The sequence below is a fragment of the Pseudomonas sp. FW306-02-D09B genome (genome assembly GCF_058782685.1).
In genome coordinates, this window is sequence record NZ_JBYSXY010000012.1 from 52143 (window position 1) to 69003 (window position 16861).

12 protein-coding genes are annotated in these 16861 nt (G+C 60.4%); all 12 read left to right on the forward strand.

All coding sequences use genetic code 11. The features are described from left to right. Positions 1 to 12 precede the first annotated feature (12 nt). The 12 genes from AC3WK5_RS19665 to AC3WK5_RS19720 all read left to right on the forward strand — a co-directional run bounded on the left by AC3WK5_RS19665 (position 13) and on the right by AC3WK5_RS19720 (position 16847). Entirely contained in the window at positions 13 to 1122 is a 1110-nt protein-coding gene (locus AC3WK5_RS19665) for a flagellar basal body P-ring protein FlgI (RefSeq protein WP_054596272.1), read from the forward strand. Between the two features lie 10 nt (positions 1123 to 1132). After that, entirely contained in the window at positions 1133 to 2428 is a 1296-nt protein-coding gene (gene flgJ, locus AC3WK5_RS19670) for a flagellar assembly peptidoglycan hydrolase FlgJ (RefSeq protein ID WP_103315683.1), read from the forward strand. Between the two features lie 23 nt (positions 2429 to 2451). Continuing rightward, entirely contained in the window at positions 2452 to 4515 is a 2064-nt protein-coding gene (flgK, locus tag AC3WK5_RS19675; RefSeq protein ID WP_103315586.1) for a flagellar hook-associated protein FlgK, read from the forward strand. Between the two features lie 13 nt (positions 4516 to 4528). After that, positions 4529 to 6097 carry a flagellar hook-associated protein 3 gene (locus tag AC3WK5_RS19680; RefSeq protein ID WP_103315587.1) on the forward strand — a complete coding sequence of 523 codons (1569 nt, stop codon included), beginning with the start codon at positions 4529 to 4531 and terminating at the stop codon, positions 6095 to 6097. A gap of 114 nt (positions 6098 to 6211) precedes the next feature. Beyond that, on the forward strand, positions 6212 to 9808 hold the full coding sequence (locus AC3WK5_RS19685) for a glycosyltransferase (protein ID WP_103315588.1): 3597 nt from the start codon (positions 6212 to 6214) through the stop codon (positions 9806 to 9808). An 887-nt stretch (positions 9809 to 10695) separates the two neighbouring features. Then, positions 10696 to 11469, forward strand: a complete 774-nt coding sequence (gene rfbF, locus AC3WK5_RS19690) for a glucose-1-phosphate cytidylyltransferase (RefSeq protein ID WP_103315589.1) — start codon at positions 10696 to 10698, stop codon at positions 11467 to 11469. Then, the gene (gene rfbG, locus AC3WK5_RS19695) at positions 11451 to 12533 is read left to right on the forward strand and encodes a CDP-glucose 4,6-dehydratase (protein WP_103315590.1); all 1083 of its coding nucleotides are present in this window, start codon (positions 11451 to 11453) and stop codon (positions 12531 to 12533) included. The genes rfbF and rfbG overlap by 19 nt, the downstream gene beginning before the upstream one ends. After that, positions 12530 to 13090, forward strand: coding sequence for a dTDP-4-dehydrorhamnose 3,5-epimerase family protein (locus AC3WK5_RS19700; protein ID WP_103315684.1), 561 nt, complete (start codon positions 12530 to 12532; stop codon positions 13088 to 13090). The genes rfbG and AC3WK5_RS19700 overlap by 4 nt, the downstream gene beginning before the upstream one ends. Further along, entirely contained in the window at positions 13087 to 14313 is a 1227-nt protein-coding gene (locus tag AC3WK5_RS19705) for a class I SAM-dependent methyltransferase (RefSeq protein WP_103315591.1), read from the forward strand. Before AC3WK5_RS19700 ends, AC3WK5_RS19705 begins: the two co-directional genes overlap by 4 nt. Beyond that, complete coding sequence (locus tag AC3WK5_RS19710; protein ID WP_103315592.1) at positions 14310 to 15431, forward strand: DegT/DnrJ/EryC1/StrS family aminotransferase; 1122 nt, start codon at positions 14310 to 14312, stop codon at positions 15429 to 15431. The genes AC3WK5_RS19705 and AC3WK5_RS19710 overlap by 4 nt, the downstream gene beginning before the upstream one ends. Beyond that, positions 15428 to 16093: an acetyltransferase gene (locus AC3WK5_RS19715; RefSeq protein ID WP_103315593.1), complete on the forward strand. Its 666-nt coding sequence runs from the start codon at positions 15428 to 15430 to the stop codon at positions 16091 to 16093. The genes AC3WK5_RS19710 and AC3WK5_RS19715 overlap by 4 nt, the downstream gene beginning before the upstream one ends. 25 nt (positions 16094 to 16118) lie before the next feature. Then, entirely contained in the window at positions 16119 to 16847 is a 729-nt protein-coding gene (locus AC3WK5_RS19720; RefSeq protein ID WP_103315594.1) for a cephalosporin hydroxylase family protein, read from the forward strand. Positions 16848 to 16861: the final 14 nt, after the last annotated feature.

The window sequence follows — 16861 nt, forward strand, 5'->3', positions numbered from 1 at the left end:
ATGAAACGACTCATGTTTAATTTCAAGCACCTGATGGCGGCCGTGTTGTTGCTGTCCACCTCCCTCGGCGTTCAGGCCGAGCGGTTGAAGGACATCGCCAGTATTTCGGGCGTGCGTTCCAACCAATTGATCGGCTACGGCCTGGTCGTCGGGCTTAATGGCACGGGTGACCAGACCACGCAAACCCCGTTCACCCTGCAGACCTTCAACAACATGCTCTCGCAGTTCGGCATCAAGGTGCCGGCCGGCTCTGGCAACGTGCAGTTGAAGAACGTCGCGGCAGTGTCGGTCAGTGCCGATTTGCCGGCGTTTGCCAAGCCAGGTCAGCAGGTCGACATCACCGTATCCTCGATCGGCAACTCCAAGAGCCTGCGTGGCGGCACCTTGCTGCTGACGCCGCTCAAGGGTATCGACGGTAACGTCTATGCGATCGCCCAGGGCAACCTGGTGGTCGGTGGTTTTGATGCTGAAGGTCGCGACGGTTCGAAGATTACCGTCAACGTTCCGTCGGCCGGTCGCATCCCGGGTGGTGCTTCGGTCGAGCGTTCGGTGCCGAGCGGTTTCAATCAGGGCAACAGCCTGACCCTGAACCTCAATCGCTCCGACTTCACCACCGCCAAGCGCGTGGTCGACAAGATCAACAACATGCTCGGCCCTGGTGTTGCACAGGCGATTGATGGCGGTTCGATCCGCGTCACCGCGCCGCTCGATCCGAGCCAGCGCGTCGACTACTTGTCGATCCTGGAAAACCTCGAAGTCGATCCGGGTCAGGCGGTGGCCAAGGTCATCATTAACTCGCGGACCGGCACTATCGTGATCGGCCAGAACGTCAAGGTTTCACCCGCCGCCGTGACTCACGGCAGCCTGACCGTGACCATCACCGAAGACCCGATTGTCAGTCAGCCAGGACCTTTGTCCAACGGTCAGACCGCTGTCGTGCCGCGTTCCCGGGTCAATGCTCAACAAGAAGCCAAGCCGATGTTCAAGTTTGGCCCTGGTACCACGCTGGACGAGATTGTCCGTGCGGTGAATCAGGTCGGCGCGGCGCCGGGCGACTTGATGGCGATCCTTGAAGCGTTGAAGCAGGCTGGTGCCCTGCAAGCCGACCTGATCGTGATCTGATATGGCGAACATGGATCTTCACAAGAGCGGGTTGGTCAGCAGCGGCGATTCGGGTTCGTACTCGGACCTGAACCGGCTTAACCAGCTCAAGGTCGGTGACAAGAACAGCGATGCGAACATGCGCAAGGTTGCGCAGGAGTTCGAGTCGCTGTTCCTCGGCGAGATGCTCAAGTCCATGCGCTCGGCCACCGAGACCCTGGGCAAGGACAATCCGCTCAACACGCCTGCGGCCAAGCAGTACCAGGAAATGTACGACCAGCAGTTGGCGGTTTCCATGTCTCGTCAGGGTCATGGTATCGGTCTGGCCGACGTGCTGATGCGCCAGATGTCGAAGAACAAACCGCTGGCACCGGGCGAGGCGGCGGCAATGTCTGCGGCCAAGCAGGAAGCGGCGAAAGCGGCAGTATCAACGCCGGTGGCTGCCGGTACGGTGGGCACCGACGGGCCGTTGTCGCGGCTCAATGGCCAGCGGCCGTTGTGGGCGTCGCGCGCGGTCAATCCGCCGCAGCAATCGCTCGATGGGCACCGCAATGACGTGGCGATGCTCAACCAGCGTCGTCTGGCGCTGCCGCCGAAACTCGCGGATCGCTTGCTCGCCGGCCTGGTGCCGTCGGCATCGACGACTGCTGCGACCAGCGCAACGGCGCTCAACAACACCCAGTCGCCTCAAGCCATGAAGACCGGCTCCGGTCCGCTGTTCAATGGCGATTGGCTGGCCTCGCAAACGGATTCGGGATCGAGCGGGCGGATGCAGATTTATGGTCGTGCGATGGCTCAAATTCCGTTGGCGCCGGCGAAGAAAGCCTTCAGCTCTGCCGACGAATTCGTCAATACGATGATGCCGATGGCCAAGGAAGCCGCGGACCGCATTGGCGTCGATCCGCGTTATCTGGTGGCCCAGGCGGCCCTGGAAACCGGTTGGGGTAAATCGGTCATGCGTGCCCAGGATGGCAGCAGCAGTCATAACCTGTTCGGCATCAAGGCCGGCAGCAGTTGGACGGGCGATTCGGCGCGGGCGATCACCAGCGAATTCAGGAATGGCGAGATGGTCAAGGAGACGGCCGAGTTCCGTTCCTATGCCTCTTACAAGGACAGCTTCCATGACCTTGTGACATTGCTGCAAACCAATAATCGCTATCAAGATGTTGTGAAGTCGGCCGATAACCCAGAACAGTTTGTACGCGAGTTGCAAAAGGCCGGGTATGCAACCGACCCGGGCTACGCCCGCAAGATTTCGCAGATAGCCAAGCAGATGAAGAGTTACCAGAACTACGCTGCGGCGGGCTCTTCCACGACGCCTTTATAGGCATAAGGTATAAGGTCTGAATCATGAGTTTGCTCAATATCGGGATGTCGGGGTTGAATGCGGCCTCATCGTCTTTGGCGGTGACCGGCAACAACATTGCCAACGTTGATACGGCCGGCTATTCGCGTCAGCAAACCGTGCAGAGCAGCAAGGCCTCGATTCAGTACGGCAATAACGTATTCATCGGCACGGGCACGACCCTGGCTGACGTGCGTCGTGTGTATAGCGCCTACCTCGACACCCAGTTGCAGACCAGCACTTCGCTTAACGGCCAGGCATCGTCCTATCTGGGGCAGGTTACGCCGGTCGACACGATGCTGTCCGACAGCAACACCGGCCTCAGTGGCTCATTGCAGAAGTTCTTCACGTCCCTGCAAGCGGTCGCGACCAAGCCTACCGATGATGCGTCCCGCCAATCGGTGATGACCAATGCCAAGGCCCTGAGCGATCGCTTCAACTCGATTTCCAAGCAGTTGACGGACCAGAACACCGGCATCAACTCCAACCTCGCGGACATGGCGTCCCAGGTCAATAAACTGGCGACCACGATCGCCCAGTACAACCAGCAGATTTCTCAAACAGCGGGTAGCAACACCAGCAACAGCAGTGGCCCGAGCGACCTGCTCGACAAGCGTAACGAGGCGGTCCGCCAGCTTTCCGACCTGGTCGGTGCCCAGGTTGTCGAGCGCGGCACCAACTACGACGTCTACATCGGCAGCGGTCAGCCGTTGGTGATGGGCGGCACCACTAATACCCTGGAAACCGTACCGGGCAAGACTGATCCGACTCAGTCGACACTCCAGTTGAATCGCGGCTCGAGCGTCATCGATATTACGTCGGTGGTGACGACCGGTCAGGTGGGTGGCTTGCTGAGTTATCGCAGCGAAGTGCTCAACCCGGCAATTAACGAGCTGGGGCGAGTGGCACTGGTTGTCGCCGATCAGATGAACCAGCAGCAGGCTCAGGGCATCGACCAGAACGGCGACTTTGGTTCGGCGATCTTCAACAACATAAACAGTGCCACGCTGATCTCGCAGCGCAGCATTGCCCAGGCGGGTAACAGCGCCGGTTCCGGCAACCTCAATGTCACTATCAACGACACGGGCAAGCTGACCACCAGCGATTATAAGGTGACCTTCACCAGCGCTACGAACTACAGCGTTACGCGCTCCGACGGCACCAACATGGGCGCCTTCAGCACCACCACCACGCCGGCTCCGGTGATCGACGGCTTCAGCATGACGCTCAATGGCGGCGGTGCCATGAGCGCCGGCGACACTTTCAAGGTGACGCCGACCCGCAGCGGTGCCAGTGATATCCAGACGGTGATCACCGATCCGAAGAAGCTCGCCGCGGCTGCGCCTCTGAGTGGTGTCGCCAGTGCCAACAACAAAGGCACCTATACTCAGCCGACGTTGACCAGCACTCTGGATATCTACAATCCAGCGGCCAATGCCGACCTGCAAACCGGGCTCAAGTATTCGACGCCGGTCAAAGTGGTGTTCGATCCTGCCGGTGCCGGGACCCAGGGTTACAAGCTTTTCGACGCCAAGGGCGGGGTCATGGGCTCGGGCACCATCGTTCCCGGTCAAAGCAATACCCTGAACCTGCAAGTGAACATGGTCGATAGCACGGGTGCTGCGATCATGGACAACTCGGTCGTGCCGCCAGTGCAGAAGACCTTCTCGGTTCAAACAACGGTCAATGGTTCGCCCGCTGACGGTGAGAGCTTCAGTATTTCGTTGAACGGTGCCAACTCTTCGGACAACCGCAACGGCACCGCTCTGGTCGGTTTACAGACCAAGCAAACGGTGGATACCGGCTCGGTGAGCAAGGGGCTCAGCCTCTCGGACGCCTACGGCAAACTGGTGTCCAACGTTGGCGCCCAGGCGGCTCAGGCCAAGTCTGACGGCGATGCCGCCACGGTGATTCTGACCGGTGCCAAGAATGCCCGCGATGCCCTGTCGGGTGTCAACCTCGATGAAGAGTCCGGCAACCTGGTGAAATACCAGCAGTACTACACAGCCTCATCGCAGATCATCAAGGCTGCGCAGGAAACTTTCAGCACGCTGATCAACAGTATTTAAGGAGTCGTAATTCATGCGCATTTCTACCGCCCAGTATTACGAAACGACCGCTGCCAACTATCAGCGTAATTACAACAATGCAATCAAGACCAGTGCCGAAGCGAGCAGCCTGACCAAGGTCAATACCGCCGCCGATGATCCGATTGGTGCTGCGCGCTTGCTTCAACTCGGCCAGCAGAGCGCAATGCTCGATCAGTACGCCGGCAACATCAGCAGTCTCAAGGGTGCATACAGTCAGTCCGAAACCGCGTTGAGCGCGATTGGCACCGCCTTGCAGCGGGCCAAGGAACTCGCGCTCGGCGCCAGCAACGGCACGCAGACCGATGCGGACCGTAAGGCTGCGGCCCAGGAGCTGGGGCAGATCCAGAGCCAGGTGTTAGGCCTCATGAACAGTCAGGATGCCAACGGTAACTACCTGTTCGCCGGCTCCAAAACCAGTACGCCTCCGTACACGGCAAACTCCGATGGCACCTACAGCTACAACGGTGACCAGTCCGACGTGAACCTGGCCATCGGCGACTCCATGTCGGTTGCCAGCAACATCACTGGTTGGGATGCCTTCCAGAAGGCGAGCAACACCAGCCGCTCTCTGACCACCATGACCGCACCTGCGGTGGATGACGGTCGGGTGACGCTGTCCAGCGGCCAGATCAGCAACACCGGAACGTTCGATTCCAAGTTCGCCGCCGGTCAACCTTACACCGTGAATTTTGTCAGCAGCACCCAGCTGCAGATCACTGATGCGCTGGGTAACGATGTCACTGCCGAGGCCAGCCAGAACGGTGTGATCAGCAATAAGGACGCCTCTAACCAGACGGTCAGCTTCCGCGGTGTGGACCTGACGCTGAACATCAATCTGAAGTCTGGCGATACCGTTCCAGACGCAGTGATCGCCGGCCATAGCTTCCAGTTGGCGGTCAAGCCCGACACCATCAGCGCGTCGCGTAGCCCGGGCAACCCGTCCACGGCAGTGGTCTCCGGTGCGACCACGAGCAACCCGACTGCCTATAACAGCACCTTCCCGACTGGCGGCGCGATTCTCAAGTTCACCAGTGCCACGGCTTACGATCTTTATGCATCGCCGATCACGGCGAACAGCAAGCCCGTGTCTTCGAGCACCATGGCCGGTTCTACGGCGACAGCCGCAGGGGTTACGTTTACGCTCGGCGGTACTCCGGCAGCCGGCGATCAGTTTGTTGTTCAGTCTAACAACCACCAGACCCAGAACGTTCTGGACACTTTGGGGCAGTTGCAGGCTGCGTTGAATACCCCGGCGGATAACAATCCGGTCGCCTTGCAAAAAATGCAGGCGGCCGTCGCGTCGGGCTTGGGCAACCTGGACACCGCTTCGGCGCAGGTGGGCTCGGCAATCACTGCGGTGGGCGTGCGCGGTCAGGCCCTGGATGATCAGACGACAACCAACCAGAGTCTCGTCCTGGCCAACACCACCAGCCAGTCGGCTATCCGCGACTCTGATCCGGCCGAAGTCATGACCCGTCTGACGTTGCAGCAAACCATGTTGCAGGCCGCGCAACTGGCGTTCAGCAAAATCAGTCAGCTGGGTCTGTTCAACAAGATCTAAGGGGGCCTGGCGCGAAAGCGCCCGGTCGTAAACCGCCGAATACCAATCGCCTTTTTTCAGCGGTTTCAGGGGCTCACCCGACCGGGTGAGCGTCCGCCGCTTGAGAGCCCCGCCGTGAATCCAGTCCCGTTAGTCAGCCTCGTCATTCCCGCCTTCAATCCACGCTTCTTTGCTCAGGCTCTGCGCAGTGCCCTGGTCCAGCATTACGCCAACCTCGAAATCATTGTGTGCGACGACAGTCGCGGCGATGAGATCCGGCAGGTTGTCGAGTCGCTGACGGGCGATGCAGCAGAGCGCGTGCGGTATGTGCGAAACCCGCAGACGCTGGGGTTTGTCGGCAATCTGCAGGCGTGCCTGGGCGAGGCAAAGGGCGAGTACATCAAGTTTCTCTGTGATGACGATCAGCTGTCGCCTGCGTGTATCGAGCGCCAGGCGCAGGTCCTGACCGAGCAGGCGGACATCAATCTGGTGCTGGCCCAGCGCGTGTTCTGGGATGCGGATGATCACCCGCTGCCATCACGTCTGGAGAACAGCACACTGTCGCCGGAGTGCGGGATATTCAAGGGCGATGACCTGCTGGCGATTTTCGAGAGCTTCCCGGTCAACTTCCTCGGTGGTTTCAGCAGTGCGCTGTTCCGCCGCAAGGATGTGCAGGAACTGATGCCGGCTTTGACTCAACCTGGCCATTGCTTTGTCGCGTCGCTCGATCTGGCCTTGTACATCTGCCTGATGCGCCGGGGCAACATGGCTCAGCTCAACTACGTGTTGAGCGTCGAGCGCTTGCATCCGGAGCGTTTGATTCGTCAGCAGCCGATGAAAGATGCGGCGGAGCTGGAAAAGCACTGGCTGGTGCAAATGCTCAAGGTTCGTGGCGGCGAGGATGCTCCGGCGGGAGGCTGGGTTCGTTTCCTGCCACTGAGTCGTGCCGAAGAGGCGCCGCGAATCTGGGAGGAGTTGCCCCTGAGTCGGACGCTGGGGAATCGCCAGGCCAGCCAGGAATATCGGGTGGGTATCGCCAGCGAGAGTTTTTCCCAGCTGTACACGCAATGGCTGGCGTGTCGCACACTCAGTGAGACTCAGCGACATCTGTTGCCGGAAACCGTCGCCGGTTGGTCGCGGCAACCGAAAATCGTCCCGATCATCATCGATGATCAGTCCAGTCGTGCCAGCCTGGATCTCACCCTTAAAAGCCTTGCCGGACAGCTCTATGCGCCAGAACTGATCCTGGTGTTGTCCAGCGCCTGTACCGAAGCGCAGCTCGATGAGCGGGTGTTCAACCTGCCGTTGCAGGAGGACTGGTGCGCGCAGCTCAACGCACTGCTGGCGCAACTCGACGGGGTTGACTGGTTCTATGTGCTGCGTGCCGGCGATCGTCTGGTGGAGCCGGCGCTGTTGCTGCTGGCCGAGCGCGTCAGTGCGTCACCGAGCGCATTGTGTGTGTATGGTGACGAAGGCGGATTGCGCGACGGTGAGTCGGCAGACCCGGTCTTCAAGCCGGATTTCAACCTGGACCTGATGCGCAGTTATCCCTATGTCGGGCGATCCCTGGCCTTTCAGCGCGAGCGTTTCCTGGCGCTGGGTGGCTTCGATTCACGTTATGGAGAGCTGGCGCCTCACGATGTGCTGTGGCGCATGGTCGAGGACAGTGGCGTGGAGGTCGTCGAACATATTGCCGAGGTGATGCTGGAGTCGACACTCGGCCTGGCACAGTGGCTGGCGCTGCCCGACGTCATTGAACTCAATCCGCAAGTGTTGGAGGCACATCTTCAGCGATTGAATATTGCCCATGAGATTCGCCAGGGCAGTTTTACCTTGCTCAATCGTGTCGATTACCTGCACGCTGAGCGGCCGCTGGTGTCGATCATCATTGTCTGCAAGGACCAGTTGTCAGTGCTGCAACGGTGTGTCGAAAGCCTGTTGGAGAAAACCGCCTACAGCGAGTACGAGTTGCTGCTGGTCGACAACGGCAGTGAGTCTGCGCAGACGCTTGAGTGGCTGAGTGCCATGGCCCAGTTGGGCAGCGACCGGTTGCGGGTGCTGACGTATCCGCCGCAGGGGAATCTCGCGGCGACGCGCAACTTTGCGGCGCAGCAGGCTCGCGGTGAATACCTGCTGATGCTCGACCCGTATGTGGTGGTCACCCGTGCGGACTGGCTGGGTGAGTTGCTCAATCATGCGCAGCGTCCAGAAGTCGGTGTCGTCGGGGCCAAGCTGTTCAATCCTGACGGTTGCGTGCTGCATGCCGGGCTGATTCTCGGGCTGCAAGGGCCGGCCGCTTCACCGTTTTACGCCGACTCGCTTAACGCGGCGGGCTACATGCACCGCTTGCAGGTGGTTCAGGACCTAAGCGCTGTCGGTGCTGATTGCCTGATGGTGCGCAAGGCAATATTCGAGAGTGTCGGTGGGCTGCAGGCGCAGGATTTTGCCTTGACCCTCAACGAGGTGGACCTGTGTTTGCGGGTCCGTCAGAACGGCTATCTGGTGGTGTGGACGCCGTACGCCCAGTTGGCCCTCGGGACACAGCCTGCTGTCGTCCCGGACAAAGTCGAGTTGGCGCAACTCACGCAAGAGCAGGAAACCTTCTACCGGCGCTGGTTGTCCATTGTTGCTCGCGACCCGGCGTACAACCCGAACCTGATGCTCAATACGCCAGGGGGTTCCAGTTACAGCCTGGAGCCAGGCTTGCGCACCGGCTGGAGCCCGTTTTCCGTTCGCCAGTTACCGAACATCATGGCGCTGCCGGTCAACTCCTCGGCAGTCGGTCACTATCGGGCGATCCAGCCGCTGGTTGAACTGCAGAAGGCGGGTCGGGCGACCGGGCGGATCTACTACGATCTGCCGTCGATCATCGAGATCGAGCGTGAGGCGCCGGACGTCATCATCCTGCAAGGGCGCTACAGTGAAGGACCGGTCAACGAGATCGCCGCCTTCAAGCCCTACACCAACGCCCGACTGATTTTCGAGCTGGATGACTATGTCATCAAGGCGCCGAAGAAGAACGCACACATTCGCAATATGCCGGACCACGTCGAGATGGAGCGTCTGGTCCGTCGCGGTATCGGCCTGTGCGATCGGGTGGTGGTGTCGACCCAGCCACTGGCCGATGCGTTGTCGTCGATGCATCACGACATTCGGGTTGTGCCGAACATGCTCGCCACTCATCTTTGGGATGGCCTGCGCAGCCAGCGCCGCACCTCGAAAAAGCCGCGGGTAGGCTGGGGGGGCGGTACCAGTCACTCGGGCGACCTGGCGATCATCGCTGACGTCGTTCGCGAGCTGGCCAACGAGGTGGATTGGGTGTTCTTCGGCATGTGTCCCGAAGAGTTGCTGCCTTACATGCATGAGTTCCATGGCGTGATCGACCTCAGTGTCTACCCGGCGAAACTGGCCAGCCTGAACCTCGACCTGGCGCTGGCGCCGCTGGAGTTTCATATCTTCAACGACTGCAAGAGCAATCTGCGCCTGTTGGAGTACGGTGCTTGCGGCTACCCGGTGGTGTGTACCGATACCGAGGCCTATCGGGGTTATCTGCCGTGCACTCGGGTTGTCAGCAACAGTACCGAGGAATGGTTGCAGGCCATTCGCATGCACCTGGCGGACCCGGATGCCAGCTACCGCATGGGCGATGAGCTGCGCGAAGCGGTGCTGCGCGACTACATGCTGCGCGGGGATAACGTGCGGTACTGGGAAAATGGCTGGTTGGCCGACTGATACGCCCTGCCTTCGGAGCTGCCGAAGGCTGCGATCTTTTGACCTTGGCGGCCTGACAGCCGGCCAATCTCCCGCAGATGTACACAGTCCAGCTGTGGGAGCCGGGCTTGCCCGCGATGGCGGCCTGACAGCCGACCAATCTCCCGCAGATGTACACAGTCCAGCTGTGGGAGCCGGGCTTGCCCGCGATGGCGGCCTGACAGCCGACCCATCTCCCGCAGATATACACAGTCCAACTGTGGGAGCCGGGCTTGCCCGCGATGGCGGCCTGACAGCCGACCAATCTCTCGCAGGTGTACACCAATCCATTGTGGGAGCCGGGCTTGCCCGCGATGGCGGCCTGACAGCCGACCAGTCTCTCGCAGGTGTACATATCCATTCCTGCGGTAACGGCCACTTAGGGTTTCGCCCTGACGGCGACTCCCTTTGGCAAACGCCCCAAAGGAAGCAAAAGTCTTCGCCCCAAGCGTACGGCACCTCGCCTAGGCTCGGCGTCCCCTCACTCCGGTGTCCATCAGGGGGCATCGCCTACGGTCTGCTTCGCGACGACCTCCTCTCGATGTGTTCGACTGCGTCGAACGGCGCTGCGCGCCCACCCCCTGATGAACGCCTCCACTCGGCCTCCCGATAGGGGCGGGTGGATCAAGATCAACAGCGGCAGGCGAGCTAACGCTCGGCCTGTTGAGTGGTGAAGGCGAGCCACTTTATTGCGGGCGGTTGATGTCCGCAGCTGGCGCGTTTCCTGCAAGTCCCCCTCAAAATCGCCATAAATCGAGCATGTGCGGTGCAGCCAGAGAGTGATGGGTGCAGCCTCATACGATTTATCCAGACGGTCGCAAAGCCTTGCAGGGCTTGGGCTGGCGCTGTGACGAACAAGAGGGGACAAGATGAAGGCAGTTATTCTGGCGGGTGGCCTGGGCACGCGGATCAGCGAAGAGTCGCACCTCAAGCCCAAGCCGATGATCGAGATCGGCGGCAAGCCAATTCTCTGGCACATCATGAAGCAGTATTCCGCACACGGAATTCACGACTTCGTGATTTGCCTGGGCTACAAGGGCTACGCGATCAAGGACTTCTTCGCCAACTACTTCCTGCACACCTCTGACGTCACCTTCGACATGTCGAACAACCGCATGGACGTTCACCAGAACTACAGCGAGCCTTGGCGTGTCACCTTGATCGACACCGGCGAAGAAACCATGACCGGTGGCCGTTTGCGTCGTGCCAGCCGCTATCTGGAAGATCAGGAAGCGTTCTGCTTCACCTATGGCGACGGTGTTTCGGACCTCAATATTGGTGCCCTGGTGGATTTTCACTTGAGCAGCGGCAAGCTGGCGACGGTTACGGCGGTACAGCCACCAGGACGTTACGGCGCGCTGGAGCGCGACGGTGATCTGGTGCGCGGTTTCACCGAGAAGCCTCGCGGTGATGGCGGCTGGATCAACGGTGGCTTCTTTGTCTTGTCGCCCAAAGTGCTGTCGCTGATCAAAGCCGACGAGACGGTTTGGGAGTCCGAACCGTTGATGACCTTGGCGGCCGAGGGGCAACTGAACGCTTTCCAGCACGATGGTTTCTGGCACCCGATGGACACCCTGCGTGACAAGAATCATCTGGAGCACCTGTGGCAGAGCGGGGAGGCCCCATGGAAGCAGTGGGACTGAGTTCGCAATTCTGGCGCGGCAAGCGGGTACTGGTCACCGGTCACACTGGTTTCAAAGGCAGTTGGTTGACGCTTTGGCTGCAAAGCCTGGGGGCTGAGGTCACAGGCTTTGCCCTGGACCCGTCCACCGAACCGAGTCTGTTCGAACTGGCGCGCGTTGCTGAAGGCATCAACGATCAGCGCGGTGACTTGCGTGACCTGGCGGCGTTGCTGGAACTGATCGCCGAGGCTCAGCCAGAAATCGTCCTGCATCTGGCAGCGCAACCCTTGGTGCGCGAAGGCTACCGTGACCCGCTCGGGACTTACTCAAGCAACGTCATGGGCACGCTCAATCTGTTGGAAGCGATTCGTCAAATCGGCGGAGTGCGCGCGTGCGTGCTGGTGACCACCGACAAGGTCTACGCCAATCAGGAATGGCTGTGGCCCTACCGTGAAAACGAAGCCCTTGGCGGCCATGATCCTTACAGCAGCAGCAAGGCCTGTTGCGAGTTGTTGGCGCAGTCTTACGCAGCCTCGTTTTTCCCTGCCGAGCGGCATGCCGAGCACGGCCTGGCACTGGCCACTGCGCGTGCCGGGAATGTGCTCGGTGGCGGCGATTTCGCCCCGGAACGCCTGATTCCCGATGTGCTCAAGGCGTGGTCGGCGAATGAGCCGGTGACCCTGCGTTATCCACAAGCCGTTCGCCCTTGGCAGCACGCGCTGGAACCGCTGGCCGGTTACCTGCAACTGGCGGCGGGCCTGTATGAGCACGGTCCGCAATTCGCCGGTGCGTGGAACTTCGGGCCGAGTGAAAGCGATATGTGCAGCGTCGGTGAAGTGGTCGAACTGCTCTCCAGGCGTTGGCCGCACGCGCGAGGTTTGCGTGTCGAACCGAGCGAGTTGCATGAGGCCGGCCTGTTGCGCCTGGACAGCAGTCGCGCCCGTCAGTTGTTGGCATGGCAGCCGCGCTGGTCGCTGCAAGACTGTCTGACGCACACTCTGGATTGGCACCTGGCCTGGGAAAATGGCGATGACATGCGTGCCATCACGCTGCACCAGCTGAACCTGTATCGGTGGCCGCTGTGAGTGAGTTTTGCATCAGTGCGTTACCTCTCCAGGGCTTGTTCAGTGTTCAGCACAAACGTCATGAAGATCAGCGCGGGCACTTCGCCCGGTTGTTCTGCGAGGGCAGCCTGAACGCCTTTGGCGAGCCGTTCCATATTCGTCAGATCAACCAGTCCTGCACCCGTGAGCGCGGCAGCGTGCGCGGTTTGCATTATCAGAATACCCAGGCCCCGGAAGCCAAACTGATCACCTGCTTGCGCGGTGAAGTCTGGGATGTTGCGGTCGACCTGCGACCGGACTCGGCGACCTTTTTGCAATGGCACGCCGAGCACCTGCGTGCCGGTGATGGTCGCAGCCTGTTGATTCCAGCAGGTTTCGCCCATGGTTTTCAGACCTTGAGCGACGATGCCGAGCTGCTCTATTTGCACAGCGCCGATTATGCGCCGGATCACGAGGGCGGCCTGTCGGTGCTCGATCCGCGTCTGGCGATTGCCTGGCCCGAGCCTGTCAAAAATCTGTCGACCCGGGATGCCGCCCATCCCTGGCTGGATGACCAATTCCCTGGAGTGCGTCTATGAATTGCCGAGGTTGCGGCACCCCGTTGGCGTTGCCATTGATCGATCTGGGCACCTCGCCGCCGTCCAACGCGTACCTGCGGGCGGAGCAGTTGGAGCAGGCCGAGCAATGGGTCCCGTTGAAGGTCGCGGTCTGCCAGGAATGCTGGCTGGTGCAGACCGAGGACTACACCCGCGCTGACAGTCTGTTCGATGCCGACTATGCGTATTTCAGTTCGTTTTCCAGCACCTGGCTGGCCCATGCCGATCGGTATGTGGCCGAGATGGTCGAGCGTTTCGGGCTGACCGCCGACAGCCGTGTGGTGGAAATTGCCGCCAACGATGGCTACTTGCTGCAGTACGTTGCACAACGCGGTATCCGTTGCCTCGGCGTCGAGCCGACCCGCAGCACAGCACAGGCCGCGCGGGAAAAAGGCCTGGACATACGCGAGCTGTTCTTCGGTCGCGACAGCGCCTCGCAGTTGCTGAGCGAAGGCTGGGGCGCGGACCTGATGGCCGCCAACAATGTGCTGGCGCATGTGCCGGACATCAATGATTTCCTCGGCGGTTTCGCGACGCTGCTCAAGCCCACGGGCGTGGCGACGTTCGAGTTTCCGCAGTTGCTGACGCTGATGGCCGGGCAACAGTTCGACACCCTTTACCACGAGCACTATTCCTATCTGTCGCTGACCGCCGTGCAGCGTTTGTGCGAGCGCAATGGCCTGGAAGTTTTCGATGTCAGCGAGTTGCCGACCCATGGCGGCTCACTGCGGGTGTTCGTGCAGCGTGCCGAGGGTGTGCGCCGTGAAGTAACGCCTGCCGTGCAACAACAGTTGCAGGTCGAGCAGGCGGCCGGAGTCAAAACCGCCGCTTACTACACGACCCTGGCCCCGGCCGCGGAACAGATCAAACACGCACTGCTGCGTTTCCTCTTGCAGGCCAAGGCCGAGGGCAAACGCGTAGTCGGTTATGGCGCCGCCGCCAAAGGCAATACCTTGCTCAACTATGCCGGGGTCAAGCCAGATCTGCTGGCCTGGGTCGCGGATGCGAGTCCGCACAAGCAAGGCAAGTTCTTGCCGGGCAGTCGCATTCCGGTGGTGTCTCCCGAGCGGATTGAAATCGAGAAACCGGACTATGTCCTGGTGCTGCCATGGAACCTGCTGGACGAGATCACCCAGCAATACGCAGTTGTCCGCAGTTGGGGCGGGCGTTTTGTCGTTGCCATTCCGGAGTTGAGCTTCAGATGAGCCGAATTCACTACACCAAGCCCAGTGTGGGCGAGCTGGAAGCCAAGTACGTGCTGGATGCTGTGCAGCATGGCTGGGGCGAGCGTTGCTACGAATACATCACACGTTTCGAGAAGTCCTTCGCGCAGCACATGGGCGTGCCCTATGCCATCGCGACCTCCAGCTGTACCGGCGCCTTGCACATGGGCATGGCCGCATTGGGAATCGGTCCGGGCGATGAAGTTATTTTGGCCAACACCAACTGGATCGCCTCGGCGGCCCCTATCGATTACCTGGGCGCGACGCCGGTTTTTGTCGACGTGTTGCCGGACAGCTGGTGCCTGGACCCGGAGCAGGTTCGGCAAGCCATTACGCCACGGACCAAAGCCATCGTGGCGGTGCATTTGTACGGCAACCTGTGCGATCTGGACACGCTGCTTGCGATCGGCCGCGAGCACGGGATTGCGGTCATCGAAGACGCCGCCGAAGCCATCGGCTCGCAATGGCGTGGTAAAGCCGCGGGTTCGTTGGGGGCTTTCGGCGCCTTCTCCTTTCATGGCACCAAGACCATGACCACCGGGGAAGGCGGGATTTTCGTGACCTCGGACAAGGCGCTGTATGACCGAGTGCTGACACTCTCCAACCACGGTCGGGTCAGTGGCAGCACGCGGCAGTTCTGGCCGGATTTCATTGGTTTCAAATACAAGATGAGCAATCTGCAGGCCGCCATCGGTTGTGCCCAGATCGAACGTGTCGATGAGCTGATTGCCCGCAAACGCGCGATCTTCGATCGGTATGCCCAGGGGCTGCTGGATATCCCGTTGCTGTCCATGAACCCGCAACCTGAGCATTCCAGGAACGGTTACTGGATGCCCACCGTGGTGTTCCATGAAAGCACCGGTATTACCCGAGAGTTGTTGATCGAAGCCTTTCAAGCAGCGGATATCGATGCCCGGGTATTTTTCTGGCCATTGTCGGCGCTGCCGATGTTTGCCGATAAGCCGGTGCACACGCCGATGGCCGTCTCGCTGTCGGAACGGGCGATCAATCTGCCGAGCTACCACGACATGACCGACGCTGATCAACAGCGGGTGATCGAGGTGATTCGCACGGTCTGCCAGCAAAGGAATGTGCTGTGAAGGTCTACCTGTTGGGCGCGGCAAACCCTGAAGCCGTGCGGATGATTGGCTCCGTCAAACGAGCCAACCCTGCCATGGAGTTTGCCTTTCTCGACAACGATGCAGCCAAGCACGGCACGCTGTTTCATGGCGTGCCGGTGATCGGTGGGGTAGAGCGTGTGGCCGACTTGAAAGGCCCGGACACGCACTTCGTGAACCTGATCACCCGCGACACCAGAACCCGTTACGAGACGACGCGGCAGATCATCGAGGCCGGCGGAACACTGGGCAACTTCCTGCACCCCGGCATCGATCTGAGCATGACGCGCATGGGCACCGGCAACTATCTCCAGGAAGGCGTGATCATTCAGGCCGAAGTGTCCCTGGGCGATAACAGCAGCATCAGCTACGGCAGCCTGATCGGGCACGAAGGCCGCATCGGGCACAGCGTATTCATGGCGCCCGGAGTAGCCATCGCCGGCTGTGTCGAAGTGGGGGACGGGGCTTTCATCGGCACCAACGCCACCATTCTTCCGCGCTTGCGCATTGGCCGCTGGGCAACGGTCGGCGCCGGCGCCGTGGTCACCCGGGACGTTCCCGACTATGCCGTTGTCGTCGGTAATCCCGCACGAATTATCAAGACTCAGGCCGTCCCTTATCAGGACGGTCGGGTTTTTAACTAACAACACCCCGTATCGGAGCGTTTGCATGAATCCTCATGAGCAGTTTCGCGAAGAAGTAAGCCAGAACATCGAAGGCTTGCAGCAAGACAAAAAACTTCAGTCCGAGTCGCTGGACTGGGTCGGTGTCACGGCCAAACACAAATACACCTACAACTTCAGCTGGATGGGCCGGCCGATCATTCAGTTTCCCCAGGACATGGTTGCCATGCAGGAAATCATCTGGGACCTGCGCCCGGATGTGATCGTCGAAACGGGCATCGCCCACGGCGGCTCCCTGGTGTTTTACGCCTCGATGCTGGAACTGATCGGCCACGGCGAAGTGCTGGGTGTGGACATCGACATTCGTCAACACAACCGCGAAGCCATTGAAGCCCACCCGATGGCGCGCCGGATCAGCATGATCCAGGGTTCGAGCATCGATCCGGCCATCGTTGAAGAAGTGCGTGCACGGGTGGCTGGCAAGAAAGTGCTGGTGGTTCTGGACTCCAACCATACCCACGAACACGTGCTTGAAGAGTTGCGCCTGTACGCACCGTTGGTGTCGGTCGGCAGCTACTGCGTGGTGATGGACACCGTGGTCGAAGACATGCCGGAAGATGCCTTCCCGGATCGTCCGTGGGGCAAGGGTGATAACCCGAAAACTGCGGTCTGGGCCTACCTGGAAGAAAACCGCGATTTTGAAATCGATGCGCGGATTCACAGCAAGCTGCTGATCACCGTGGCGCCGGACGGCTATCTGCGTCGGGTTCGTTAAGCAACGACATCATT

Coding starts and splice junctions, on each gene's coding strand:
- AC3WK5_RS19665 (WP_054596272.1), top strand. CDS start 13: ATGTTTAATTTCAAGCACCTGATGGCGGCCGTGTTGTTGCTGTCCACC.
- flgJ (WP_103315683.1), top strand. CDS start 1,133: ATGGATCTTCACAAGAGCGGGTTGGTCAGCAGCGGCGATTCGGGTTCG.
- flgK (WP_103315586.1), top strand. CDS start 2,452: ATGAGTTTGCTCAATATCGGGATGTCGGGGTTGAATGCGGCCTCATCG.
- AC3WK5_RS19680 (WP_103315587.1), top strand. CDS start 4,529: ATGCGCATTTCTACCGCCCAGTATTACGAAACGACCGCTGCCAACTAT.
- rfbF (WP_103315589.1), top strand. CDS start 10,696: ATGAAGGCAGTTATTCTGGCGGGTGGCCTGGGCACGCGGATCAGCGAA.
- rfbG (WP_103315590.1), top strand. CDS start 11,451: ATGGAAGCAGTGGGACTGAGTTCGCAATTCTGGCGCGGCAAGCGGGTA.
- AC3WK5_RS19705 (WP_103315591.1), top strand. CDS start 13,087: ATGAATTGCCGAGGTTGCGGCACCCCGTTGGCGTTGCCATTGATCGAT.
- AC3WK5_RS19710 (WP_103315592.1), top strand. CDS start 14,310: ATGAGCCGAATTCACTACACCAAGCCCAGTGTGGGCGAGCTGGAAGCC.
- AC3WK5_RS19720 (WP_103315594.1), top strand. CDS start 16,119: ATGAATCCTCATGAGCAGTTTCGCGAAGAAGTAAGCCAGAACATCGAA.